Origin of the sequence: Mycobacterium sp. 23 (genome assembly GCF_048287075.1) — a bacterium.
Taxonomy (GTDB): domain Bacteria; phylum Actinomycetota; class Actinomycetes; order Mycobacteriales; family Mycobacteriaceae; genus Mycobacterium; species Mycobacterium gordonae_B.
Map to the genome: position 1 here is coordinate 3622348 of NZ_JBLVUX010000005.1, position 24169 is coordinate 3646516.

At 66.2% G+C, this 24169-nt stretch carries 22 protein-coding genes and 1 pseudogene; 11 read left to right on the forward strand and 12 right to left on the reverse strand.

The window, feature by feature from the left end; translation table 11 throughout:
• Positions 1–45 precede the first annotated feature (45 nt).
• The 3 genes from ACNQS7_RS17935 to ACNQS7_RS17945 all read right to left on the reverse strand — a co-directional run bounded on the left by ACNQS7_RS17935 (position 46) and on the right by ACNQS7_RS17945 (position 4321).
• On the reverse strand, positions 46–1215 hold the full coding sequence (locus tag ACNQS7_RS17935; protein ID WP_418013577.1) for a CaiB/BaiF CoA transferase family protein: 1170 nt from the start codon (positions 1213–1215) through the stop codon (positions 46–48).
• Between the two features lie 5 nt (positions 1216–1220).
• The gene (locus ACNQS7_RS17940; protein ID WP_418013578.1) at positions 1221–2960 is read right to left on the reverse strand and encodes a PPE domain-containing protein; all 1740 of its coding nucleotides are present in this window, start codon (positions 2958–2960) and stop codon (positions 1221–1223) included.
• Positions 2961–3049: 89 nt separating this feature from the next.
• Positions 3050–4321, reverse strand: a complete 1272-nt coding sequence (locus tag ACNQS7_RS17945; RefSeq protein ID WP_418016044.1) for a DUF222 domain-containing protein — start codon at positions 4319–4321, stop codon at positions 3050–3052.
• A 104-nt stretch (positions 4322–4425) separates the two neighbouring features.
• On the opposite strand from ACNQS7_RS17945, the gene ACNQS7_RS17950 reads away from it, so the two are divergent.
• Positions 4426–5106: a DUF427 domain-containing protein gene (locus ACNQS7_RS17950; protein ID WP_418013579.1), complete on the forward strand. Its 681-nt coding sequence runs from the start codon at positions 4426–4428 to the stop codon at positions 5104–5106.
• On the opposite strand, the gene ACNQS7_RS17955 is transcribed toward ACNQS7_RS17950, so the two are convergent.
• From ACNQS7_RS17955 to ACNQS7_RS17970, 4 genes are read right to left on the reverse strand one after another with little or no spacing between them, the layout of a single operon-like run.
• Positions 5089–5919: a formate/nitrite transporter family protein gene (locus ACNQS7_RS17955; RefSeq protein ID WP_418013580.1), complete on the reverse strand. Its 831-nt coding sequence runs from the start codon at positions 5917–5919 to the stop codon at positions 5089–5091. The genes ACNQS7_RS17950 and ACNQS7_RS17955 overlap by 18 nt on opposite strands.
• A gap of 54 nt (positions 5920–5973) precedes the next feature.
• Entirely contained in the window at positions 5974–7122 is a 1149-nt protein-coding gene (locus ACNQS7_RS17960; protein WP_418013581.1) for an acyl-CoA dehydrogenase family protein, read from the reverse strand.
• Positions 7123–8043 (reverse strand): LLM class F420-dependent oxidoreductase, encoded by a 921-nt coding sequence (locus ACNQS7_RS17965; protein WP_133448351.1) that lies wholly within the window; start codon positions 8041–8043, stop codon positions 7123–7125. It lies immediately after the preceding gene.
• Between the two features lie 5 nt (positions 8044–8048).
• Positions 8049–8939: an acyl-CoA thioesterase gene (locus ACNQS7_RS17970; protein WP_418013582.1), complete on the reverse strand. Its 891-nt coding sequence runs from the start codon at positions 8937–8939 to the stop codon at positions 8049–8051.
• Between the two features lie 131 nt (positions 8940–9070).
• Here ACNQS7_RS17970 and ACNQS7_RS17975 point away from each other — a divergent pair, with 131 nt between their 5' ends.
• From ACNQS7_RS17975 to ACNQS7_RS17985, 3 genes and pseudogenes are all read left to right on the forward strand, one after another.
• On the forward strand, positions 9071–9889 hold the full coding sequence (locus tag ACNQS7_RS17975; protein WP_418016045.1) for an SMP-30/gluconolactonase/LRE family protein: 819 nt from the start codon (positions 9071–9073) through the stop codon (positions 9887–9889).
• Positions 9890–9902: 13 nt separating this feature from the next.
• A pseudogene (locus tag ACNQS7_RS17980) lies at positions 9903–10721 on the forward strand (thioesterase family protein); the annotation flags it as partial.
• Positions 10722–10792: 71 nt separating this feature from the next.
• Positions 10793–11344: a TetR/AcrR family transcriptional regulator gene (locus ACNQS7_RS17985; RefSeq protein ID WP_065163452.1), complete on the forward strand. Its 552-nt coding sequence runs from the start codon at positions 10793–10795 to the stop codon at positions 11342–11344.
• On the opposite strand, the gene ACNQS7_RS17990 is transcribed toward ACNQS7_RS17985, so the two are convergent.
• The 3 genes from ACNQS7_RS17990 to ACNQS7_RS18000 are packed head-to-tail and all read right to left on the reverse strand — an operon-like array spanning position 11334 to position 14561.
• Entirely contained in the window at positions 11334–12689 is a 1356-nt protein-coding gene (locus tag ACNQS7_RS17990; RefSeq protein ID WP_418013583.1) for an FAD-binding oxidoreductase, read from the reverse strand. The genes ACNQS7_RS17985 and ACNQS7_RS17990 overlap by 11 nt on opposite strands.
• A gap of 2 nt (positions 12690–12691) precedes the next feature.
• Entirely contained in the window at positions 12692–13441 is a 750-nt protein-coding gene (locus ACNQS7_RS17995; RefSeq protein ID WP_065048303.1) for a glucose 1-dehydrogenase, read from the reverse strand.
• 19 nt (positions 13442–13460) lie between these two features.
• Complete coding sequence (locus ACNQS7_RS18000) at positions 13461–14561, reverse strand: diacylglycerol kinase (RefSeq protein WP_418013584.1); 1101 nt, start codon at positions 14559–14561, stop codon at positions 13461–13463.
• 88 nt (positions 14562–14649) lie between these two features.
• Here ACNQS7_RS18000 and ACNQS7_RS18005 point away from each other — a divergent pair, with 88 nt between their 5' ends.
• Together ACNQS7_RS18005 and ACNQS7_RS18010 are read left to right on the forward strand one after the other, a co-directional pair.
• Entirely contained in the window at positions 14650–15546 is an 897-nt protein-coding gene (locus tag ACNQS7_RS18005; protein WP_418013585.1) for an alpha/beta hydrolase, read from the forward strand.
• A 122-nt stretch (positions 15547–15668) separates the two neighbouring features.
• On the forward strand, positions 15669–17108 hold the full coding sequence (locus tag ACNQS7_RS18010; RefSeq protein ID WP_156296224.1) for a PE family protein: 1440 nt from the start codon (positions 15669–15671) through the stop codon (positions 17106–17108).
• A 3-nt stretch (positions 17109–17111) separates the two neighbouring features.
• On the opposite strand, the gene ACNQS7_RS18015 is transcribed toward ACNQS7_RS18010, so the two are convergent.
• Complete coding sequence (locus ACNQS7_RS18015; RefSeq protein WP_418013586.1) at positions 17112–17735, reverse strand: TetR/AcrR family transcriptional regulator; 624 nt, start codon at positions 17733–17735, stop codon at positions 17112–17114.
• 173 nt (positions 17736–17908) lie between these two features.
• On the opposite strand from ACNQS7_RS18015, the gene ACNQS7_RS18020 reads away from it, so the two are divergent.
• On the forward strand, positions 17909–18037 hold the full coding sequence (locus ACNQS7_RS18020) for a hypothetical protein (protein ID WP_172834767.1): 129 nt from the start codon (positions 17909–17911) through the stop codon (positions 18035–18037).
• A 7-nt stretch (positions 18038–18044) separates the two neighbouring features.
• Here ACNQS7_RS18020 and ACNQS7_RS18025 read toward each other — a convergent pair whose 3' ends face one another.
• A complete protein-coding gene (locus ACNQS7_RS18025; RefSeq protein WP_418013587.1) occupies positions 18045–18497 on the reverse strand; it encodes a DUF1348 family protein in 453 nt (150 codons plus the stop codon).
• Between the two features lie 137 nt (positions 18498–18634).
• Here ACNQS7_RS18025 and ACNQS7_RS18030 point away from each other — a divergent pair, with 137 nt between their 5' ends.
• The 4 genes from ACNQS7_RS18030 to ACNQS7_RS18045 all read left to right on the forward strand — a co-directional run bounded on the left by ACNQS7_RS18030 (position 18635) and on the right by ACNQS7_RS18045 (position 24107).
• Entirely contained in the window at positions 18635–19855 is a 1221-nt protein-coding gene (locus tag ACNQS7_RS18030; RefSeq protein WP_418016046.1) for an acyl-CoA dehydrogenase family protein, read from the forward strand.
• Positions 19848–20714, forward strand: a complete 867-nt coding sequence (locus ACNQS7_RS18035; RefSeq protein ID WP_418013588.1) for a tyrosine-protein phosphatase — start codon at positions 19848–19850, stop codon at positions 20712–20714. The genes ACNQS7_RS18030 and ACNQS7_RS18035 overlap by 8 nt, the downstream gene beginning before the upstream one ends.
• A gap of 69 nt (positions 20715–20783) precedes the next feature.
• Positions 20784–22442 (forward strand): PE-PPE domain-containing protein, encoded by a 1659-nt coding sequence (locus ACNQS7_RS18040; protein WP_418013589.1) that lies wholly within the window; start codon positions 20784–20786, stop codon positions 22440–22442.
• 12 nt (positions 22443–22454) lie between these two features.
• Positions 22455–24107, forward strand: a complete 1653-nt coding sequence (locus ACNQS7_RS18045) for a PE family protein (protein WP_418013590.1) — start codon at positions 22455–22457, stop codon at positions 24105–24107.
• Positions 24108–24169: the final 62 nt, after the last annotated feature.

The following is a 24169-nucleotide window of genomic DNA, read 5'->3' on the forward strand; positions in this document are numbered from 1 at the left end:
ACAGCGTGACACTTCCGTTCGATTTTGTAAAGCTCCGCGGGGGCCTCAGCGCCGGCGGCGGGCGTCCAGTTCGGCCAGGACCTCGTCGGTGTGCTGGCCGAGTTGCGGTGCAGCAGAGCGCGGTGACCAGGGCGTTCCGTGAAAATCGGCGGGCGTGGCCACCATCGGCACGACCGCGTCTCCGTCGGGTACGTCGACGATTCCGCCGGCCGCATGGAATTGCTCGTCGGCGACAATGTCCTCGAGTGCGTTGATCGGCGACCAGAAGAAATCCGGCTCGGCGGCGAACAGGTCCGCCCACTCGTCGAGTGGGCGGGTCGCGAAGATCTCGTCGAGTTCGGCGATCAGCGGGGCGGCGTTGGCCGCGCGGCCGCGGGCGTCGGCATAGCGCGGGTCGGTCAGCCACTCGGTGCGGCCCACCACTCGACAAAGTGCCGGCCAGTGCCGGTTGACTTCCAGTCCGACGATCCAGAACCGGCGTCCGTCGGCGGCGGCGTAGTTGTTCATACACGGGTTACCCATGGTGGCGCGCTCGCCGATCGCGATCGGCTGACCGGTGAGCAGGTAAGTGTTCAGGTCGAAGCTCACGGTGTATGCACCCTGGCGGTACAGCGAGGTCGACACCAATTGCCCTGTGCCGGTACGCTCGCGGGCGAGTAACGCAGCGCAGACGGCGCCGGCCAGGGTCATGCCGGCCGAATGATCGCCCATGCCGCCACGCTGGAATGGGGGTGTGTCGCCGGGCCTGGTGAGCAGGTGGGCGATGCCACCTCTGGACCAGAAAGCCGCGACGTCGTAGGCCGCGCGGTCGGCGTCCGGCCCTGATTCGCCGTAGCCGGTGATCAGACCGTAAACCAGCCGCGGGTGATCGTTGGCCAGCGTCTCGTAGTCCAGGCCGAGCCGCCGCAACGCACCGGGCCGCACGTTGGTGATGAAAACATCTGCGTCCGAGAGCAATTCGAGCGCAATCTGTCGGCCGCTCGCAGTGGTGAGGTCCAGCACGACGCTGCGCTTGGACCGGTTGTCCATCTCGAACGGTGGGTTCACACCGAGGTCGCAGCCCAGCATGCGGCCGAACATCCGCCCCGGATCGCCGGCCGGCGGCTCGATCTTGATGACATCGGCGCCCCAGTCGGCCAGGATTGCGGCCGCTGCCGGACCGGCCACCCAGACCCCGAGTTCGACGACCTTGATGCCCTCCACCGGTCCTGCCATCGCGGTCAGCCTAGCTTCATCACCAACTGACCGAGGCTCAGGATGCCCGAATTGGCGGTCCCCGTATTGAACAGGCCCGAGTTGAAGCCACTCAGCACGCCGCTCGGGAATGGGCCCACGGCGCCGGTGACGGCAGTGTTGAAAAAGCCCGAGCTCACGCCGGAAGACTGCAGCGCCGCAACGATCGTGTTGAAGAAGCCGGACACCCCGTGACCGTCGCTGCCGCCGTTGTTGCCGAAGCCGGACACTCCGGCGCCTGTGTTGCCGAATCCCGAGTTGTCGACGGCACCGATGCCTACGTCACCGGCGTCGGTGGCGAAGCCGAAGCCGGTGTTCACGTTGCCCGCATTTCCGACGCCGGTGTTGACGTGGCCGGAATTGCCGAAGCCGGTGTTGGTCTCGCCGGAGTTCCACAGGCCCGTGTTGAGGTTGTTCCCATTCCAGCCGCCGGTATTGATCGAGCCGGCGTTCCCCCAGCCGGTGTTGAGCAGGCCGGAGTTCCAGAAGCCGACGTTGCCGGCGCCCGAGTTGCCGAAACCGAGACTGCCGGTCCCCGAGTTCCCGAAGCCAAAGCTGTTGATGTGGCCCGGGAAAACGGTATTGACGCCTGAGCTGAAGATGCCGACGTTGCCGCTGCCGGAATTGAAGAAGCCGACGTTGTGGTCACCCGAGTTGAACAGACCGATGTTGCCGTTGCCGAAGTTGAACACGCCGGCGAGGTCGACGCCGACCCGCCCGTTGCCGACAAGCCCGATTCCGATGTTCCCGTTGCCGCTGTTCCCGAAGCCGAAGTTGCCGATGCCGGTGTTCCCGGCTCCGAAGTTTGCGGTGCCCGTGTTCCCGCCGCCGATGTTTCCGTCGCCCAGGTTGCCGAGGCCGACGTTATTGCTACCGGTGTTACCCATGCCCACGTTGTTGTTGCCGGCGGTTGTCTGGAAGGTATAGAGGTTCGGATTGGACAAATCGGTCGGACCGCCGTTTCCGAAGCCGATGTTCCCATTGCCGAAATTGCCAAACCCGACGTTGCTGTTGCCGTTGTTTCCGGCACCTACGTTGCCGTTGCCGTTGTTCCCGCCGCCGATGTTGTAGTTGCCCGACTGCGGAGGCACCAGTTCACTGTTGTCGGTGCCGCTGTTGCCGATGCCGATGTTGCCGGTGCCGGTGTTGCCGTGCCCGATGTTCGCGTTGCCCCGGTTACCGATACCCAGGCTGGGCAGGTTCTGCAGGAGTCGTTGCAGATCACCGGGCAGCTGCGCGGCCGCGGCCGACGCCCCGGCGTAGTAGCCCGTCATCGCCTCGACGTCCGCGGCCCACATCTGCTCGTAGTGCCCCTCCGCAGCCATGATTGCGGGGGCGTTGAGCCCCAGCCAATCAGATCGGATCAGCTGCACGAAAGCGCTGCGGTTCGCCGCCACCGCCAGCGGATGGACGGTCGCGGCGCGGGCGGCCTCGAATACACCGGCCACTGTGCGGGCCTGTTCGGCCGCGCCGACCGCCCGGGCGCAGGCGGTGCCGAGGTACTCCGCATAGGGCGCGGCCGCGGCCGCCATCGCCGCCGACGCAGCTCCCTGCCACCAACTGCCCACCAGGTCCGTTGTCACCGACGAAAAGGACGATGCCGCCGTCCCCAATTCCGATGCCAAGCCTTCCCAGGCCGCGGCCGCGTCCAGCATCGGCGCCGACCCCGCACCGCTGAACATCAGCAAAGAATTAATCTCCGGCGGCAGAGTAACGAAGTTTGCCACAATCGACCCCCCGTCAGACGGAACTCTCTGATCCCGGAGAGCACCCTACGCCTACGCAAGCGTCAATTATCTCTCTTTTGAACGAATTGCTAGGCGGCATGGAAGTCGATGACGGTGATGCCCAGGGCGTCTTCCATCTCGCTGATATGGGTGATGGCGTAGATCGGTGGCGCGACGGATCGGTACCGCGCATCGGTGGGGGTGATGTATTCGGTGGTGTGCACACCGTTTTCGTCGTGTGCGGTGACGCGCCAGCCGGGTGATTCTTTGACGTAGTTGCAGCGTTCGCACAGGCCTTGGCCGTTGGTGGCGGTGGTGGGTCCGCCGTGGTGGGCGGGGGTGATGTGGTCGCGGTGGCGGATGGGGGCGTCGCAGTAGGGGGTGCGGCAGGTTTGGTCGCGCAGGTTGATGAATTCGGCCAGTCCGCGGGGGAAGGTGCGGGCGCGTGATTCCATGGCGACTAGGGCGCCGGTGGTGGGGTTGGCGTAGAGGCGGCGCAGGGTGGCCAGGGAGTTCTTCTCGGCCAGCGCGGCGGTGAGCCATCGGCGGGCGACTTCGGCGGGGATGGGCCCGTAGCCCTCGAGGGTCGCGGCGTCGTCGGTGTGGCCGAGCAGGGCCCGGTCGGAGATGACCACATTGAGGGCGATGGGGGCCGGGGTGGTGGCGGGGGTGGCGGTGATGCGCTCAATCAGAGTGTCGGCCATGACTTGTCCGCGACTGCGTCCGTCGAAGGTGGTGTCGGCGGCGCGGCGTAGTGCGGCGTAGACCCCGACGCCCTGGGCCAGGGGCAGCAGGGCGCTGATCCAGGTCATGGTGTCCGGTGCCGGGCGGATGGTGACGGTGCGGTCGTGCACGGCCCGGGCGGCGCGATCGACGACGGCGCGCGCGTTCAGGCGGTAGGCGATCTTTCGGGCGGCGGCGGTGATCCGCGTGTCGCCCAGTCCCACCAGCGTGTCCATCTCGGCGCACAGTTCGCGGTCCAGTATGCGGCGGTCCTCAACGTCCAGGCAGGCTGATTCCCGCACGATCAGGGTGGCCCGCCATTCGCTGAGCGCGCCGTGTTCCAACGCGGCCAGGGTGTGGGGCATCTCGTGCACCAAAGCTGTGGCGAACCCCAGGTGCCGGCCCCCGCGGGCCGGGGAATCCCGGCGGGCCAGGGCGACCTCGCTGGCCACCCCGCGGCCCCGCTTGGCCGCCGGCACTGCCGCGGCCGATTCCGCGGCACGCCGGACCGCATCCAGGGCGGCCGCCGCCCGCGCCTGCCCCGCGGCCGCGGCGGATTTCACCTGCTCCAACTCGGTGATGCGCGCGACCAGTTCGGCTTCGGTGGCACCCGGGTCCACCTGCGAGAATCGCAGCATATCGAACACATGTTCGAGCATACCTGAATCTACTGCCTCGTACTTTTTGGTAGGGCCGCGACTTGTGGATAACTGCGTCCCGCCACCCGCCGTACCCTCGAATGATGAGCCTGGTAGCCGGAGGCGGCCCACTCAGCAGCGATCCCGCCGGACGATTCACTCCCCCTATCCCCGACGGCGTCGTCTACATCGAGCCGCATCCGCGTCGGATCCAGGCCACACGCAACGGACGCACCGTGATCGACACCGAACGGGCGCTGATGGTGCACCGGCAGAACAAACCGCTCAGCTACGCCTTCCCAGAAGACGTAATCACCGGGCTCCCAACCGAACCCGAACCAGACGCACCAGGCTTCGTTCGCGTGGCCTGGGACGCGGTGGACACCTGGTTCGAGGAAGGTCGTGAGCTCGTTCACTACCCGCCCAACCCCTACCACCGCGTCGACTGCAGGCCGACCAACAGAAGGCTCCGGGTGTCAATCGACGACACCCAGCTGGTCGATACCGACGACACCCTGATTCTCTTCGAAACCGCGCTTGAACCAAGGCTTTACGTTCATCCGAGACATGTACGCACCGATCTGCTGAGGCAGACCGAGACCGCAAGTTACTGCAACTACAAGGGATACGCGACGTACTGGTCGGCGGTCGTGGGCAACACCGTCATACGGGACGCCGCCTGGACCTACCCCGACCCTTACCCCGAAAGTCAGCCCATAGCAGGGTTTTTCAGCTTCGACCCCACGCGCATCGACGTAGTGGCCGAACTACCTGTCAGCGGGTGACGTCATCGCCTCGGCGCGTTCCTCCTGCAACCGGTCCTTACTGCGCAGCAACCGCAACAGTGTCACCAGCGCCAGCCCACCAATCACATTGCCCGCCAGGGTATATCCAAACCAGGCCAACCAGTCGTGATAACCGAACGGCGCCCGTTCGGTGATGAGTGCGCCGAAGATGAGCAGCGAGTCCAGGATCGAGTGCAACAACTGCAACCCTGCGAGCAGGAAAGCCCCCGCGACCGCGGCCGCGATCTTGCCCGGTACCGAGTCGGTGCCATGCTGCATCCGGGTCATCAGCGTAATCACCATGCCGCCCAGCACCGCCAGAGCGAATGTCTGCGTCGACAGCGGCGCCGTGGCGAAGTGGGTGGCCGATTCGATCGCTTGTGTCCGCAATTGCGGAAAGCCCGCAATGATCAGCCACATGATCACCCAACCGCCGATCAGATTGGCCAGCAACGTGCCGCCCCAGAGTTTGAGCAGCTGCGCCGGTCCCGCATGCCGTGCGGCCACCGTCACGACCGGCACCAGGAAACCCTCGGTGAACAGTTCGCTGCGTCCCAACAGCAGCGCCAGGAAGCCGATCGAGAAGGCCAGCCCCGCGACAAGTGGGCGCTGGGTGGCACTCAGAACCGCCAGGTAGGCAAGGACACCCATAGCCACCTCGGTACCACCGAAGAACCCGGTCACGAATACTTCGCGCCAGGTGCGGTGCAGACGCTGCGCACCCTCGCTCACCATTCTGGTGAAGGCGTCCTCCAGCGCGTCCTCGATCGGGCTGTCTGACGCTCCGAGCTGACGCTGCGCAGTTCTGGTCATTCCCTGGCAGATACCCGTAAATCGCCACGCTTCGTTGTGAGACGCCCCACGCTGTCAGCTGCCGTAACTGGGCCGACCCAACCGCAACTCGTGCTGGGCGATCATGTTCCGGAACACCTCGAGGCTGCCGCCGTAGATCCCCATCGGCAGGGCCAGCCGGAAGAGATGCTCCGCCGAGCCGTCGTCGGCGGATCCCTCGGTATCGGTCGGCAGCGCCGCCGCCGGGCCCAGGATGTCCATCAGGTCCGCTGAGATGTCGCGCATGGTCTGTCCGATCGCGACGCGGCCGAACATGCCGGGGGTGGTCAGAGCCGCCTCTGTCCGCGCGAAATCCCGCCCCAGCCGGTACATCACAGATTCGTCGTCAATCTGGGCCAGGGCGGCCACCCGGTCGACCGCTTCGGCCATCACCATGCCGTGCCCGGACATCGCGGCGACATCCTGCAGGCCTTCGGCATCCCGTTCGGTCAACCCGTGCTCGGAGTCCAGCGCAGACCGCATCACCGTCCAACCGGCGTTGACGTCACCGATCCGGTACAGGTCGTCGACGCGTACGTTGCTGTAGAACACGATGTTGGTCCGGTCGCCGTCCAGGGTGCGGATGCCCTGGATCTCGATGCCTGGCGAATCCAGCGGCACCAGAAACATGGTCAGGTTGCGGTGTTTCGGGCCCTGCGGGTCGGTGTTGGTAAGCAGGAAGACGTACTTCGCGTTCTGCGCATTCGACGTGAACATCTTGGAGCCGTTAATGATCCAGCCGTCTGAATCCCGTACCGCGCGGGTCTTGCAGGTCGCCACGTCCGAGCCGCCTTCGGGCTCGGTATACCCCAGGCACAGGCGTACCTCCCCGGACAGCACCCCGGGCAACACCATCTCCGCGAGTTCGGGCGCCCCGAACTGCTCCACGAGGCGCGCGACCACCGACGTGGTGCCCCAGTGGTACCACGGCGTATGCGCCCGGGCGATCTCCAGGTTGAAAATGCGACGACGGACGGCACTGAAACCTCCCTCGGATTCCAGCTTCCAGTCCGAGGCCAGATAGCCCGCTGCGCCCAACGCCAAATGCACTCGCTCATCGAAGTTCTCACCGAACTCACGGTTGCGCCGACGCACCTCGTCCGTCACGTGTTCGGTGATGAACGCGCGCGTCTGGTCATGGAATGCCCGATCCTCGTCGGACAACGGCACCGCGGAAAAGTCCATTCACATCACATCGATCACCAGCGACCGGAACCGGTCCATCACCTCGAGCGCGTGCGCCAGACTGTCGCCGGGCAGGTGCGCCGATACCCACGTAACACCCAGTGCGGCAAGCTTTTCCAGCCCGCCCAGGTAGGCGTCGGCATTGAAATCGTCACTGGCCGGATTGCCGCCCTCGAAACTGCTGAAGGTGATGTCGACCGTCGACCAGTCCTTACCCACCGCGTCGCACCGCCGCCGCAGATCGTCGATCCCGGCGGCCAGCGCCTCCGCCGAATCGATGACCGCAGTGCCCGCGGTGCGCGCCAGCCCTGCCGGAGCGGGGAACGGACACCACCCGTCTCCGTACTGCGCGACCCGTTGGCGAGCCATACCGGTATTGCCGCCGATCCAGATGGGTGGATGCGGTTGGCTCACCGGCAGCGGATGCGCGGTGATCCCCCGCGCGGTGAAATGCTGCCCCTCGAATGTGACGTCGTCGGACGTCCAGATGGCCCGGATCGCCTGCAACGCTTCCTCGAACAACTCGGCGCGCTTGTCATAGTCCACACCCAGTGCCGCGAATTCCCGCCGCAGATAACCCACCCCCACCGCGAGGGTGAATCGGCCACCGGACAACAGATCGAGTGTGGCACCGGATTTCGCGACCACGAACGGATTCCGATAGGGCAACACCACAATATTCGGGATGAGCCGCAGCACCGAAGTCCGCGCCGCCGCAAAGCCTAGGGCCACAAAGGGATCCAGCGCGTCGTGCCCGCCGGCTTCCAGCCAGCGCTGCGACGGGGCCGGATGGTCGGTGAACCCGAACCCGTGGAATCCGGCCTTCTCGGCCGCTGCCGCCACTGTCGCGATGCCGTCCCCGCTGACCAGCTCCGGGTTGTACGGATGGCTGTGCATCGGGTGAGTGATGGTGAAGCGCACGGGATTCAGAACCGGGCCGCAGCGTTGATCGAGGTGTCGGTGGTGCGCAGCGGGCGGATCAGCGCCTCCTGCGCGAAGGAACACAGCAGATCGCCGTCCTCGGTGTGCACGGTTCCGCGCACGTAGGACATTCCCGCACCGACCTGGGTGCTCTCGTGACTGTAGAGCAGCCAGTCATCCCAGCGCACCGGTTCGTGGAAGGAAACGAAGATCGACATCGGTGCGGTCGACACGGTGAGGTGTGCCTGGGCGGTGCCGATGCCCGAATGTGCCCGCATGGTCGTCGAAATGCCCAGGTGTCCAGTGAAATACGCGATCAGGGCCTTGGCCAGATCGTCGCGCTCGGGGATCGGGTCGTAATGCAGCCAGGCGTACAGCTCCGGCGGACCGACCTCGTCGGGGCTGTTCACGTCGACCACGTCGACCAGGCGCAGTTCCCGGCCGGTCATCGGCATCTCGACGGCATTGGCGTCGGCCGGCGCCGCGACATCGGGCCGGGTCAGGTGGTGGCGGATGACGTCGCCGGTCGGAACGTCGGTGAGCACCGTGACGCTCACGCACCGCTTGCCGTTCTGCAGCACCGAGATGATCGCCGTCGCGGTGGAGCGTCCTTCGTTCAGCACGTCGAACACGAGCTCGATCGGCGGGCCCACCATGATGGCGCGGGCGAACACGGCGTGCGCCGAACGCACGGACTTGCCCTCAAATCGGTTCGCCGCGGCCACAATCGCCTGAGCTACGACCTGGGTGCCTTCCACCACCTGCCGGCCGTCCTGGCCGGCCAGTCCGGTTCCGGCGATGAACCGGTCGGGCCCGTCAGGCCGCACCTCGAAGAGATCCAGCAGGCTCTCCACCGACCACTGGACCTGTTCAGACTCTGTCGTCAACGCGCTCACCCCTTGTTCCGGCAGCTCACGGCCCAGCGTGACATTTCAGGCATTATTTGTAAAGCTCGCGCGAAGCCGCGCCCGCGTTGACAGCAACGCCCGCGGTGCATGACACTTTGGCAGTGATTTGTAAAGGCACGCTGGCGCCGACACCGCTCGCCGACGGCTTTTGCTTCGGGGAGGGTCCGCGCTGGTTCGAGGGCTTGCTCTGGTTTTCCGACATGCTCGGCGAAGCCGTCCACACCTGCGACTGGCGCGGCTCGCTTACCACCCTGCCGCTGCCCGGCCACACACCCTCGGGGCTGGGTTTCCGTCCCGACGGATCACTGCTGATCGTCTCCGCCGAGGACAGGCAGGTTCTCCGGTATGACGGCGAGACCGTGTCACCTGTCGCCGACCTGTCCGACCTCGTACCGGCCAGCCTCGGCGATATGGTCATCGACGACCTCGGGCGTGCCTACATAGGCTCGCAGGCGTTCGACGGCGGCACCATCGTCCGGCTCGACACCGACGACACCGCGACCGTGGTGGCAACCGATCTGGACTTCCCCAACGGGATGGTCATCACCGCCGATCGCGGCACCCTGATCGTGGCCGAGTCGATGGGCCGCCGCCTCACCGCATACACCATCGGGAAAGACGGCGAGCTCACCGACCGCCGGCCGTTCGCCGACAATCTCGACGGCCCGCCGGACGGCATCGCGCTCGACGCCCGGGGCGGCGTGTGGGCGGCGATGACGCTGGCTCATCAGTTCGAGCGGATCACTGAAGGCGGCGAGGTGACGGACCGCATCGACATGGGTGACCGGGTCGCCATCGCGTGCACGCTCGGCGGACCGGAGCGGCGCACGCTGTTCCTGCTGTCGAGCACCGATGCTTATCCCAAGCGACTGATGGGCACCCGGCTGGCCAGGCTGGACGCGGTGCAGGTGGACATTCCGGGCGCCGGCCTGCCCTGACCCGAGGGGGAAGATGACCGACTCGTACTACGAGCTGATCGACAGTGCCGACGCGCGGGGCGAGAAGTTCCGGGCCACCGATCTGGCCCGCGGCACCTGGTCGTCCGCCATACAGCACGGCGCGCCGGTGTCCGCGCTGCTGACCCGGGCGCTGGAACGATGCGAGCGGCGCGACGACACCCGTTTGAGCCGGGTAGTCATCGACCTACTCGGCGCCGTCCCGGTGGAAGGGGATCTGTGGGTCCGCTCGAGCCTGGACCGCGGCGGAAAGCAGATCGAGTTGGTCACCGCGGAGATGCTGGCACTCGGACCCGACGGCGAACCGCGCCCGGTGGCCCGGGCCAGCGGATGGCGGCTGCAGCAGGTCGACACGGCCGCCGTCGCGCACTCACCCGCGCCGCTGCCGCGCCCGGTGTCCAAGGCGCGCAACCGTGATCTCAAGGCGCGGAATTGGGACCGCAACTATGTGCACAGCCTGGAGTGGCTGTGGCTGACCGTGCCGCTGACGCCGGGCCCGGGTGAATCGTGGATCAGGCCGATCGCGGACCTTGTCGCCGGTGAGACCATGACGCCGCTAGAGCGGTTGTTCGCAGTGGCCGATTGCGCCAACGGCATCGGCAGCAAGTTGGACATCACCAAGTTCACCTTCGTCAACACCGACCTGGCCGTGCACGTCTTCCGGGTTCCCGAAGGTGAGTGGGTCGGCATCCGCGCGGAAACCAGTTACGGCCCGGACGGCATCGGCGCCACGATCGGGACACTGTTCGACGAACAGGGCGCGGTCGGGGCCATCCAGCAATCGGTGCTGGTCCGCCCGAGGCCCCCCAGGGCCAAGACCAAGCCCGAACCCAATACCAAGCCCGAGCCGAACGCAGACCCAAACCCATTGGAAGAGAACAACTCATGAGCCAGCCATCGCCGGTGAGCGAAAGCGTCGACAACGACACCTCGACCCGTCAGCGGATCCTCGCGGCCACCGCGGAGGTGCTGGCCCGCAGCGGCAAGACCAAACTCAGCCTGTCCGAGGTCTCGACACAGGCCGGGGTGTCGCGCCCCACGCTCTACCGCTGGTTCGCGTCCAAAGAGGAGTTGATGTCCGCCTTCTCGCGATATGAACGCGAGAATTTCGAGAAGGGACTGGCGAAGGCGACCGCGGGGCTCAAGGGCGTCGAAAGGCTGGATGCCGCACTGCGATTCATCGTCGACTACCAGTACTCGTACTCCGGGGTGCGGATGGTCGACATCGAGCCCGAGCACGTCATCCCGATGATGTCCGGCGTCATCCCCGAGATGCGGGAGGGCTTACAACGGCTCCTGCCGGGACCCAACGCTGCGGTGAAAGCGGCGACGGCGATCCGAATCGCGATCTCGCACTACGTCGTTCGCAGTGACGACGCCGATCAGTTCCTGGCCCAGCTGCGTCACGCCGTCGGCATCAAAGGACCTACCGACTGAACAACACCGCCGCGTTGAGGTAGCAGGTCGGGTCCAGCGCCGCCTTGACGGCGCGCATCGCGGCGACGTCGGCGGCCTGCCGGGACATCCCGAGGTAGGGCCTCTTCAAAGTGCCGACGCCGTGTTCGGAACTGACATTGCCGCCGCAACCGGAGATCAGAGCCATCATCTCCGCGTACAGCGCGGGCTCGTGCTCCGTCGGGAAACGCAGCACGTTCAAGTGCAGGTTGCCTTCGCCCACATGACCGAAGAGCACCGGCAGCGCCTCGGGCACCCGCTCACCGATCAACGCCACCGCGTCGCGGGCAAAACCACCAATGGCCGACAACGGCAGCGAAACATCGAATTTCAGCGGCGGCCCGTACGCGCCCAAAACCTCGTTCAGCGACTCACGGACCCGCCACAACCGTTGTTGCGCAGCAGCATCCACGCCCACCGCCGGCTCGCCGCACAGTCCCACCCGGTCCAGCAGACCGGCCAGCCGCTCCGTCTGGTCATGATCGGCGGCCAGCTCCACCAGCAGGAACCAGTCGCCGTCGACCGGCGCCCCGACCCCCAACTGGTCGCGCGTCAACGCCACCCCGCGGCCGTCGATGAGCTCCAGCGCCGCGATCCCGTCCACCTCGGCGAACAGCCGGCCGGCCTCGACCAACGCCTCGAGGTCAGCGAACCCGCACACCGCGGTCACCCGGTGCGACGGCACCGGGTGCAATCGCAGATCCAGGGCGGTGATCACCCCCAGGGTGCCCTCGGCACCGACGAACAGCGACGGCAGGTCGTAGCCGGTGTTGTCACTGCGCACCCGGCTGTGCCGGCGCAGCACCGAGCCGTCGGGCAGGGCCACGTCCAGGCCGATGACCTGCTCCCCCATGTTCCCGTAGCGGACCGTGCGCAGGCCGCCGGCGTTGGTGGAGGCCATGCCTCCCACCGTCGCGGAGTCGCGGGCGGCCAGGTCGACACCGAACACCAGGCCCGCCGCGGTTGCCGCCCCCTGCACCGCCGCCAACGTGGCGCCGGCCCCGACACGAACCCGGCGCTCGACCACGTCGACATCGCCGACGGCAGAAAGTCTTTCGGTGGACAGCAGTACGTCGTCGTGTTCCGGCACGGTGCCGGCCACCAGCGAGGTGCGACCGCCCTGCACGGTGACGTAGGCACCGGCGTCGCGGCACACCCGCAGCACCGCAGCGACCTCGTCGGCCGAGCCCGGCCGCACCAGCGCGCTGGCCTTGCCGCGATACCGGCCGGTGTGGTCGATGCTGCGGCCCGCCAGTACGTCGGGGTCGGTGACGACGTGATTGGAGCCCACCACCTCGGTCAGGAGGCCGGGCAGGCTCGACACCATCGTCAGAACTGCTTGTGTGGCACGTCGGTCACCAGCCCGCCGTCCATGATGAATTCGCTGCCGGTGGCGTAGGAGGCTTCGTCGCTGGCGAGGAACACCACGAAGGTTGCGACTTCGCGGGCTTCGGCCGGCCGGCCCAACGGGATGGTGACCATGTCCTCGGGCAGGTGCGCGGTCATCGGGGTGCGGATGAAACCGGGGTGCACCGAGTTCACCCGGATGTTCACCGGCGCGAGTTCCAGGGCCGCGGATTTGGTGATGCCGCGCACCGCCCACTTCGACGCGACGTAGGGATGCACCATCGGCGCTCCGCGGATCCCTTCGATCGAGGAGATGTTGATGATGGAACCGCCGCCGGCCTCGGTCATCGGGTCGACCACCGAGCGCATGCCCAGGAAGGTGCCGGTCAGGTTGACGTCGAGCACCTGCTGCCACTTGTCCATCCGGAACTCGCGCAGCGGCCCGGCCGCGACGATGCCGGCGTTGTTGACCAGCACGTCGAGCTTGCCGAACTCGCCGGTGGCCGTCGCGACCGCGGCCTCCCACTGGTCGAGTTGCGTCACGTCGAGATGGACGTAGCGTGCGGCGTCACCTAATTCGGAGGCCAGCGCTTTGCCCTCGTCGTCACGGACGTCGCCGATGACCACCCGGGCGCCCTCCTCGACCAGCAGCCGCGCGTCCTCGGCGCCCATTCCGCGGGCGCCTCCGCTGATCAGCGCGACCTTGCCCTCGACCCGTCCCGGTCGTTCCATCGCAGCCGGTTCCCTTCGCTTACGTGACCACTAGGTCGTTGGGTGTGAAAAGCCCTTTTCCGGTGACCAAGGGCAGGTCCAGCGTGCTCCTGATGCCGGGCGGTGCCGCGATCACGTCCGGAATGGAATTGACGATCCGGCCGGCGGCACCGGCGATCGCCGCATGGTTGTGGTCGCCCTTGCGGCTGCTCGGCACGATATCCACCGCGTAGGACGGCTCCCCGGTGATCTCGACCCGGTACGAGCCGGTGCCCGCCGCGGGCTGGCGCAGATCGGGGCGCAGATCGGGACGCAACCGGGTGATGTGCTCGATGACGATCACCGGGCGGCCGTCGACCATGCCGCGGATCTCGAACTGCAGCACGGCCAGGGTGCCCTTTTCCACGCGGCCCACCGCGATGTCGAAGTCTTCCGGTGCCGGCTCGCGCTGGTAAGACTCGGTGATCTCGTCGATCTCGATGCCCAGGCCGGCCGCCAGCTGCCTGATCGCCGTTCCCCAGGCGATGCTGAGCACCCCCGGCTGCAGCAGCATCGGGATCTCGTCCAAAGGCCGGGCGAAGCCCATGTAGTGCATGACCTCGGCGCCGTTGTAACTCGCGTAGTCGTGAATCTCCATGCACCGCACCGCCTCAATGCGCTGGCAGGTGCCGGCGAGGGCGAACGGGATGAGGTCGTTGATGAAGCCGGGGTCGACGCCGGTGATGAAGATGCTCGAATTACCTTGCTGCGCAGTTTGTTCCACACGAGCGATGTATTTCTCCGGCATCACGCCCCACGGATACTGCAGCAGCCCCGGCGACGATCCGACGACATTGACACCGGCGGCCAGGATCCGCATCACGTCAGCCATTGCGTCCGGCAACCGGGTATCCCCCATCGCGCAGTAGACAACGCACTCGGGTCGCGTGGCCAGCAGCGCATCGAGGTCATTCACCGCCCGCACGCCAGTCGTCACGGCTGAATCTAGACCCACTCCGCACAATTCGCCGGCGTCGCGTCCCACTTTCTCCGGGCTGGACACGCATACTCCGGTGAGTTCGAACGCAGGGTTGGTGATGAGCTGGGCAAGGGCCAGCCCGCCGACATTTCCGGTGCCCACGTGGGCGACGCGAATCGCCATGAGTGTCCTTCCGTCCCCACAACGCTGTAGCTTTTCTAGACAGTAGTCCATAATTTTTCGGGGGTCTCGGCGGCACTATTGTTGCGCTATGCCGCAGCGCGAAGACGTCTCGTTCCTTTCCGGCAGCACCCGGATCAGCGCCTGGTTGTACCGGCCCGAGACGGACGGCCCAGCCCCGCTGGTGGTGATGGCTCACGGGCTCGGCGCGGTGCGCACGATGCGACTGGACGCCTACGCCGAGCGGTTCCGGGCGGCGGGTTACGCCTGCCTGGTGTTCGACTACCGCAACTTTGGCGACAGCGATGGGCAGCCCCGTCAGCTCCTCGACATCGACATGCAACTCGCCGACTGGGCCGCGGCCGTCGACTTCGCCCGCACCCTGCCCGGCATAGACCCGGAACGAATTGCCCTATGGGGCACGTCTTTCGGCGGCGGACATGTGATCGAGTCCGCGGCCCGCCTGCCCGGCATCGCCGCCGCGGTGGCACAGTGCCCGTTCACCGACGGCCTGGCGTCCATCGGGGCGATCAACCCGCTGACCGCCACCCGCGTCACCGGGCTGGCGGTACGCGACCTGCTGGGCGCCCGCCGGGGGAAGCCGCCGGTGATGATTCCGACCGCGGGCATGCCCGGCGAGGTCGCCCTGATGACGGCACCCGACGCCTACCCGGGCTATTTGAAATTGGTGCCCGAGGGTGTGGAGCTGCGCAACGAAGTGGCCGCCCGCATCGGGTTGAAGGTGCTTATTTACCGGCCGGGCCGCAGCGCCGCCAAGATCTCCTGCCCGATTCTGTTCTGTGTGTGCGAAACCGATTCGGTGGCACCGGCGGGACCGACGCTGCGGTATGCCGGCAAGGCGCCCCGCGGCGAAATCAAAACGTACCCCGAAGGCCATTTCGCCATCTATGTCGACGACGCGTTCGAGCGCGTGGTCACCGACCAGATCGCCTTTCTGGACAAGCACCTGCGGCCCGCCGGCAATTAACTGTCGAAACGCCGGAATTCCCGCCCACACAGTTCTACTCTCTGGTTCATACCTAATACCCGCGGTTGCGGGTAGTTCGTGCCGGACCGGGATGGGGACCGGTCAACGGGAAGGACGGGGAGATGTCGTACCTGCTCACGGCCCCTGAGACGCTCGCGGCGGCGGCCACCGACGTGAACGGAATCGCCGCGGCGATCCATGCCGCCAACGCGGCCGCGGCGGGCCGGACGTCGGGATTGCTCGCCGCCGCCGGCGACGAAGTCTCGGCTGCGGTCGCGAACCTCTTCAGCGCGTACGGCGACGAATACCAGGCGGTCGTCAAGCAGGCTTCGCTGTTCCAGAGCGATTTCACCAGGACCCTGTCGAATGCCGCGAGCGCCTACACCCAGGCGGAAGCGCTGAATGGCGCGCTACTCAACGGGGTTCAATCGCTGCTGACACAGCCGCCGACCGCCGCGGGTCCCGCTGCGACGCTGGCGAACCCGATCACCGCGCTGATCATGGGCGGCACCAACAATCCGCTGCCGGTCGCTGAGTACATCACAGATATCAACAAGAACTACATCCAGAAGATCTTCCCGGGCGCTGGCCCGCTGGGCCTGTTCACCCCGGAACAGTTCTGGCCGGTGACTCCCGTCCTCGGCAACATGACGTATGCCCAGTCCGTCGCCAAGGGCGTGTCCCTGCTCAACACGGCGATCAACACCCAACTGGCCGATGCCACCAAGCACGTTGCCGTCTTCGGTTACTCGGAGAGCGCCTCGATCATCAACAACGAGATCCTCAACTTGATGGCTGCCGGCTCGCCCAATACCGACCGGCTGGCGTTCATCCTGGCCGCGGCGGGCAACAACCCGAACGGCGGTCTGCTGTCCCGCTTCCCCGGCTTCTATATCCCGATTCTCGATGCGCCGTTCAACGGCGCGCTCCCGGCCAACAACCCGTACGAGACCTACGTCTACACCGCCCAGTACGACGGCATCGCCCACGTACCGCAGTACCCGCTGAACGTGCTGGCCGACGTCAACGCATTCATGGGCTATTTCTACGTCCACCACGACTACCCGATCTGGTCGTCCAGCACCGCGGTGCCGCTGCCCACCTCGCCGGGGTACGCCGGCAACACGCACTACTACATGTTCCCGACCCAGAACCTGCCGTTATTGCAGCCGATCCGGGACATCCCCTATGCCGGTCCGGTGATCGCCGATCTTCTGCAGCCGCCGCTGCGGGTGATGGTCGACCTCGGCTACAACTACGGCTACGCCGACCTGCCCACCCCCGCCGGGCTGATCAACATTCCCAACCCGTTCAACGTCGCCTACTACCTGGGCCAGGGACTTCTGCAGGCGCCCTACGGCGCCGCGGTCGAGATCGGGGTGCAGGCGGGCCTGTGGGGGCCGGAATACTTCCCGAACGCCTATCCGTGGGTGCCCTCGACCAACCCCGGTCTGAACTTCTACTTCGGCCCGCAACTCAGCCAGCCGCCGGTGACCGCGCTGTCCATGCTCAGCGGCGTGCTGGGCGATGTGCTGGACATCATCCCGCCGATCTTCAACTGACCGTCAGGGCCCCAGCGGAGCGGTGGTGCGGATCGCCTCGTCGCGGATCAGTCCACGCAGCAGCGCGGTGCTGAACTCCGCGGCGATCTCCTTGGCCGAGCGCCGGCCGCTGGGCCGCAGCCACCGGTAACTGCCCAGGGTCATGCCGATATAGCCCAGCGCCAGCACGTGCGAGTCGCACTCGTAGAACTCGCCGCTGGCGATGCCGCGGTCGATCAGGCCGTGCACGTGCTCGTAGACCTGAGCTTCCTTCTCCCGCACCTCGGCCACCTGCTCGGAGGTGAACCACTCGGTGATGTAGGGCTGCTCCTGGAAGTAGACGGCCGCGCGCTCGGGATTGCCGGCGATGCCGGTCAACAGCCGGACGGTGTACTGATACAGCGCTTCTCGCGCCGTCCAGGAGGGGTCGTCGTGCACGGCGGCCAGCGTTCCCTCGGCGGCCTGCCGATAGATGTCGAACAGGATCAGCGCTTTGCTCGCGTAGTAGTGGTAGACCGTGGCCTTGTTCAGCCCGATCACGTCGGCGACGTCGTCCATCCGGGTGCCGTGATAACCGCGCGCGGCGAACAGCTTGGTGGCGACGGCCAGCAACTCCTCACGCCGGGTCAGGCCAGTTCCGGATGCCATCTCTACTCACCCTCATCACTGCCGGTGGGGGCACGGACGACCCCCCACCCGACTGATTATCAATCAACTAGTTGGACAGTTTAGGCAGCACCGCGCCTGTCGCGGCGACGCGGATAGGACTAGACTCGCGAAACAGACCCAGTGGGGGAGTCGATCAGCAGTCGAGAGGTGGAGTGATGGACCCGAGTCCGGACTACGACGGCAGCGACGAGATCGAGTATTTCTTCAGCTATCTCACGTGGGGCCTGCGCGGCGTCGAGTCCGGAAACGGATATCCGCCGCCCGGTTACCCGCCGGTCTAAGCGCCGGTCACCACAGCGGAAAGTCCACGCCGTGCTCCGACGCGGGGCGTGGCCCGAACAGCCGGCGATCGGATTCCTCGATCGCGACATCATTGATGCTCGCTTCGCGACGCGCCATCAGCCCGTCCGCGGTGAACTCCCACAACTCGTTGCCGTAGCTGCGGAACCATTGGCCGCTCGGGTCGTGGCATTCGTATTGAAAGCGCACGGCGATGCGGTTGTCGTGAAAGCTCCACAGACCTTTACGTAGCGAATAGTCGAGTTCGCGTTGCCACTTGCGGGTGAGGAAGGCAACGATCTCCGACCGTCCGACGACGTGCTCGTCGCGGTTGCGCCATTGTGAGTCGACCGTGTAGGCCAGGCTCACCCGCTCGGGATCACAGGTGTTCCAGGCGTCTTCGGCGGCCTGAACTTTCCGCATCGCGGATTCAAGGGTGAATGGCGGAAACGGGGGGCGCATAACCCCATCTAACCCGCTGGCCATCCACCCCGCGAGCAGACACAAAATCGCACAAATCCGTGCTCTTGCATGCGATTTTGCGTCTGCTCGCGGCGGGTGGTGACAGGTGTCCTATCGTGGCGGTCATGGACTTCGCAATGTCGGCCAAAGCCAGTGACTATCACAAACGACTGTCCGACTTCATGACCGAGCACGTCTTTCCGGCCGAGGCCGACTACGACAAGTATCGCCACGAGGCCGGGCCGGACAACTTCACGGTGCCGCCGGTGATCGAGGACCTGAAGGTCAAGGCCAAAGAGCGCGGCCTGTGGAACCTGTTCCTGCCGGCCGAGTCGGGGCTGACCAACCTCGAATATTCGCCGTTGGCCGAACTGACCGGCTGGAGTCTCGAGATGGCACCGGAGGCGCTCAACTGCGCGGCGCCGGACACCGGCAACATGGAGACCCTGCACCTGTTCGCGACCGAACCGCAGCGCAAGCAGTGGCTGGAACCCCTGCTGAACGGAGAGATCCGCAGCGCGTTCTCGATGACCGAGCCCGCGGTCGCCAGCAGCGACGCGCGCAACATCCAGACCTCGATCGTGCGCGACGGCGCCGACTACGTGATCAACGGCCGCAAGTGGTGGACGTCGGGCGCGGCGGATCCGCGCTGCAAGATCCTCATCGTGATGGGTCGCACCAATCCCGACGCGGCCAGCCACCAGCAGCAGTCCATGATCCTGGTGCCGATGGACACCCCGGGCGTGACGGTCGTGCGTTCCACACCGGTGTTCGGTTGGCAGGACCAGCACGGCCACTGCGAAATCGTCTACGACAACGTGCGGGTGCCGGCCACCAACCTGCTCGGCGAGGAGGGGGCCGGCTTCGCCATCGCGCAGGCGCGGCTCGGCCCGGGGCGCATCCACCACTGCATGCGCGCACTCGGCGGAGCCGAACGCGCGCTCGCGCTGATGGTCGCCCGCGCCAACAACCGGATCGCGTTCGGCCGCCCACTGGCCGATCAAGGACTGGTGCAGCATGCGGTTGCCAAGTCCCGCAACGAGATTGACCAGGCCAGGTTGCTGTGCGAGAAGGCGGCGTGGACCATCGACAAGCACGGCAACAAGGCCGCGCATCTGCTCGTCTCGCAGATCAAGGCGGTGGCGCCGCAGGTGGCGTGTGACGTCATCGACCGCGCCATCCAGGTGCACGGCGCCGCCGGCGTCAGCGACGACACGGTATTGGCCCGCCTTTACGGCTGGCACCGCGCGATGCGCATCTTCGACGGCCCCGACGAGGTGCACATGCGCACCATCGCGCGCACCGAGCTGGGCCGCGAGCAGTCCGCTCTCGCCGCTGCGGTCACCACTCATGGCTGAGGTATCCCGGGAACTGTCCGGGGCGTGGAACTTTCGTGATGTCGCCGATCAGACGGCGGACCTTCGGCCCGGGCGACTCTTCCGCTCCAGCGAGCTGAGCAGCCTGGACGACGCGGGCCGGGCGGTGCTACGCCAGTTGGGGATCACCGACGTCGCCGACCTGCGCTCGACCCGCGAGGTCAGCCGGCGCGGCCCGGGACGAGTGCCCGACGGCGTCGACGTCCACCTGTTGCCGTTCCCCGACCTCGCCGACGACGACCAATCCGGGACCGACGGGGCCGATGACTCGGAAGACAATTCAGAGGATAAGGAAGCCCCGCACGAAAGCGCGTTCCGGCGCTTGATGACCGAAGGCAATGCCGACGAGTCTGACGAAGCGATCGAAGCCAACGCCGTCCGCTACATGACCGAGGAATACCGCGAATTCCCTACGCGCAACGGGGCCCAACGCGCGGTGCGGCGGGTGTTCACGTTGCTGGCCGCCGGACGCCCGGTGCTCACCCACTGTTTCGCCGGCAAGGACCGCACCGGCTTCGTGGTCGCGACGGTGCTGGAAGCGGCCGGGCTGGACCGCGACGTCATCGTCGCCGACTACCTGCGCAGTAACGAAGCCGTACCGCAGCTGCGCCACCAGATCACCGAGATGATCGCGCAGCGCTCCGACGTCGAGCTGACCCCCGAGGTGGTCACCTTCACCAAGGCGCGGCTGTCCGACGGCGTGCTCGGCGTCCGTGCCGAATACCTGTGGGCGGCATGGCAAACGATCGAGGAGTCGTTCGGGTCACTGGACGCCTACCTGCGCGACGCGGGCATCACCGGGACCGATGTGACACGACTGCGAGCGGCTCTGTTGGGCTGATTCAGCCGAGGTTCTATGAGTCGGGCCAAAGGCCGGACACCGTCGCACAATCGCTCTACCCTTTCGGGGGTGTCTTACGTATTCGCGCAGCCGCCGGCGTTGGCAGCGGCAGCGACGGAGTTGGCCGGGCTCGGCACGGCGATCGGTGAGGCCGCTGCGGTCGCCGCCGCTCCCACGACCGGATTGATGACCGCCGCCGCCGACGAGGTGTCGACGGCGATCGCCAACTTCTTCGGTGGGTTCGGCCAGGAATTCCAGACGGTCAGCGCTCAGCTCGGGACGCTGTACCAGGGTCTGGTCCAGAACCTGAACTCCACGATCGACTACTACGTCAACGCCGAGGCGATCAACACGGCTCAGCTCCAGCAGAGCGTGCTGCGCGGGCTACCACTGCCGGGCACTCCGCCGGTGTTCCCGCCGTTCACCGGAGACACTTTCTCAATTGCCATGGGCGGCACCGGAACTCCGATCCCCGGTCCTACCTACCTGGACAATGTCAACAAACTCTTCATCATTCCCAACTCGCCGCTAGGCACCGTTCTGACGTCGCTCGTCACCCCCGAGCAGCTGTACCCGATCACCGGTGTGCGGTCCTTGATCTTCGCCTCCTCGGTGCAGCAGGGGCTGCAGATTCTCAACACCGCGGTCATGAATGAGGTCACGGCCGGAAACCATGCCGTTGTCTTCGGCTATTCGCAGAGCGCCGTCATCTCATCACTGTTGATGCAGTACTACAGCGGTCTCCCGCCAGGGTATGCGCCACCCTTCGACTCGCTCAGCTTCGTGCTGATCGGCAACGAGATGAACCCCAACGGGGGCATCCTGGCGCGCATCCCCGGCCTGGACATCTCCACCGTCGGACTGCCGTTCTACGGAGCGATGCCGAATACCCTCTACCCCACAACGACTTACACGCTCCAATACGACGGCTTCGCCGACTTCCCCCGGTACCCGCTCAACATCGTGTCGGACATCAACGCCATCTTCGGCATCATCACGGTCCACACGACTTACGCCGACCTCACGCCCGCTCAAGTCCAGTCGGCCACGCTGTTGCCGACCACGGGCGCCACCACCAACAGGTGGTTCATGATCGACCACCCGAACCTGCCGCTGCTGGACCCGGTGCGGGCCATCCCCGTCATCGGCGAACCCATTGCGGCACTGGTACAACCGAATCTGAAGGTCATCGTCAACCTCGGCTACGGCGACCCGAATTTCGGCTACTCCACCAGCTACGCCGATGTGCCCACACCGTTCGGCCTTTTCCCGGAGGTCCCGCCGGGTGTCATCGCCGACGCTCTGGTCCGGGGTACCCAGCAGGGCATCAACGATTTCATGGCGGTCGCCCCGCACGCGTTGACCACGGCGCCGGTGATCCAGCCGCCCGCCTTCCCGCCGCTGATTCAGGCCTACCTGACACCCCCACCGCAGGTGCTGCCACCGACGCCGGTGAACATCGCCAACACGGTGGCCTCGGTGGTTTCGACCGGCTACTCGGTGCTGCTACCGACGGCAGACCTGCTCACCGCCTTCGCGACCACCATGCCCGCCTACGACCTGACGCTGTTCCTGAGCCAGCTCGCCCAGGGCAACCTCAGGGCCGCAATCGAACTGCCACTCGCGGCCACGGCCGGCCTGGCGGCGCTGGGCGGCATGATCGAGTTCATCGCGGTGGTGGAGGCCGCCGCGGACATCGCTCAGGACCTGCAGAGCATCGGTTTATAGCCGGACAGTCCTATGACATATGTGAGCGCGCAGCCGCAATTCATCGCAGCCGCCGCGGCCGATCTCGCGGAAATCGGTTCGGCGATTCACACGGCCGGCGGGGCCGCGGCGGCACCGACGTCGAACCTGTTGGCGGCCGCCGCCGACGAGGTGTCCGCGGCCGTCGCGCGGTTCTTCAGCGTCTACGGCGCGCAGGGCCAGACCGCCGTCGCACAACTCGCGGCACTCCACGAGGAGTTCAGCCGGGTATTGGCCGCTGCCGGATTCGCCTACACGGGAACCGAAGTCGCGAACGTCGCCACGATCGCCGCGACGCCCCTGACCGGTCCCACCGTGAGCCTGGTGATGGGTGGCAGTGGAACACCGCTACCCCCAGCCAAATTCGTCGACGGCGTACTGAATTACATCAGCCCCCAGTTCGGCGCCACGGCCCCGCGGGTCCTGTTCACGCCCGAACAGCTGTATCCATTGACCGGCGCGAAGAGCCTGCCGCTCAACACCTCGGTGAGCCAGGGCGTCGCGATGCTGCACCAAGCGATCATGGGCGAAATCGGTCGGGGTAACAGCGTTGTCGCCCTGGGTTATTCGCAAAGCGCCATCATCTCTTCCATCGAGATGCGTTATCTCGCCACGATGCCCGGCGCACCCGGTGCCGATCAACTGGGCTTCGTGCTGCTGGCCAATCCGATGAACCCGAACGGCGGGCTGCTGTCCCGCTTCGCCGGATTGACCCTCCCGAGCATCGGGCTGAACTTCTTCGGCGCAACACCGTCCGACACGATCTATCCCACCAGCATCTACACCTACGAATACGACGGCTTCGCCGACTTCCCGCGCTATCCGCTCAACGTCGTCTCCGACCTGAACGCCATTGCGGGCATCGCCCTGGTGCACACCAAGACCCCCTATATCAACATCGACTCGCTGCCGCCCGGAGACCTGGTCCAGCTGCCGACATCCCCGGGTTACACCGGCAACACCACGTATTACATGATCCGGAACCACAATCTGCCGCTGTTGACCCCGGTGCGGGCGATACCCGTCATAGGCAACCCGCTGGCGGATCTGGTCGAGCCCAACCTGCGAACGATCGTCAACCTCGGCTACGGCGACCCCAACTACGGTTACTCGACCACCGCTGCGGACGTGCCCACACCGTTCGGGCTGTTCCCGCCAGTGGATCCGGTCCGCCTCTCCGGGACCCTGACCGTGGGTACCCAACACGGCTTAACCACTGCTGCAAACACTCTCATGACGCCGCCACCGCCGGCTGAACTCGACCTCTCGGCACTGGGCCTGTTGCGCACGTACAGCGCGCTGCCGGCGCCGCCGGCTGAACTTTTCACCGTCCCGACCTCGGCACCCGGATTCATCGGCAACCTCCAGGCGGCGAACAGCTACATCACCGACACCTTCACCACGGTCACCTCGCAGACATACGCGGTCCTGCTTCCCACCGCCGACCTGCTCAACGCGGGAGCCACCTCGTTGCCGTCCTACAGTCTCAACCTGTTCCTCGATGGCATCGAGCAGGCCGTCAATGGCGACCCGATGGGATTGGTCAACGCCGTCGGAAAACCGATCGCGGCAAGTACGGCATTGCTGAGCGCCGGACTCGGTTTAGAGGCACTGGTCGTCATGGGAGCATTGGTCAAAGACTTCTAATAATTCTCAAATGTATTGCCGCGAGCGCTATTAGGCGATTGTCAAAGAGTCAGAATTCGTGA

Bases quoted from the DNA above. Each gene is read 5' to 3' on its own strand.
- ACNQS7_RS17935 (WP_418013577.1), bottom strand. From the start codon at position 1,215: ATGGCAGGACCGGTGGAGGGCATCAAGGTCGTCGAACTCGGGGTCTGG.
- ACNQS7_RS17945 (WP_418016044.1), bottom strand. From the start codon at position 4,321: ATGCTGCGATTCTCGCAGGTGGACCCGGGTGCCACCGAAGCCGAACTG.
- ACNQS7_RS17950 (WP_418013579.1), top strand. From the start codon at position 4,426: ATGAGCCTGGTAGCCGGAGGCGGCCCACTCAGCAGCGATCCCGCCGGA.
- ACNQS7_RS17955 (WP_418013580.1), bottom strand. From the start codon at position 5,919: ATGACCAGAACTGCGCAGCGTCAGCTCGGAGCGTCAGACAGCCCGATC.
- ACNQS7_RS17960 (WP_418013581.1), bottom strand. From the start codon at position 7,122: ATGGACTTTTCCGCGGTGCCGTTGTCCGACGAGGATCGGGCATTCCAT.
- ACNQS7_RS17985 (WP_065163452.1), top strand. From the start codon at position 10,793: ATGAGCCAGCCATCGCCGGTGAGCGAAAGCGTCGACAACGACACCTCG.
- ACNQS7_RS17990 (WP_418013583.1), bottom strand. From the start codon at position 12,689: ATGGTGTCGAGCCTGCCCGGCCTCCTGACCGAGGTGGTGGGCTCCAAT.
- ACNQS7_RS17995 (WP_065048303.1), bottom strand. From the start codon at position 13,441: ATGGAACGACCGGGACGGGTCGAGGGCAAGGTCGCGCTGATCAGCGGA.
- ACNQS7_RS18000 (WP_418013584.1), bottom strand. From the start codon at position 14,561: ATGGCGATTCGCGTCGCCCACGTGGGCACCGGAAATGTCGGCGGGCTG.
- ACNQS7_RS18005 (WP_418013585.1), top strand. From the start codon at position 14,650: ATGCCGCAGCGCGAAGACGTCTCGTTCCTTTCCGGCAGCACCCGGATC.
- ACNQS7_RS18010 (WP_156296224.1), top strand. From the start codon at position 15,669: ATGTCGTACCTGCTCACGGCCCCTGAGACGCTCGCGGCGGCGGCCACC.
- ACNQS7_RS18015 (WP_418013586.1), bottom strand. From the start codon at position 17,735: ATGGCATCCGGAACTGGCCTGACCCGGCGTGAGGAGTTGCTGGCCGTC.
- ACNQS7_RS18025 (WP_418013587.1), bottom strand. From the start codon at position 18,497: ATGCGCCCCCCGTTTCCGCCATTCACCCTTGAATCCGCGATGCGGAAA.
- ACNQS7_RS18030 (WP_418016046.1), top strand. From the start codon at position 18,635: ATGTCGGCCAAAGCCAGTGACTATCACAAACGACTGTCCGACTTCATG.
- ACNQS7_RS18035 (WP_418013588.1), top strand. From the start codon at position 19,848: ATGGCTGAGGTATCCCGGGAACTGTCCGGGGCGTGGAACTTTCGTGAT.
- ACNQS7_RS18045 (WP_418013590.1), top strand. From the start codon at position 22,455: ATGACATATGTGAGCGCGCAGCCGCAATTCATCGCAGCCGCCGCGGCC.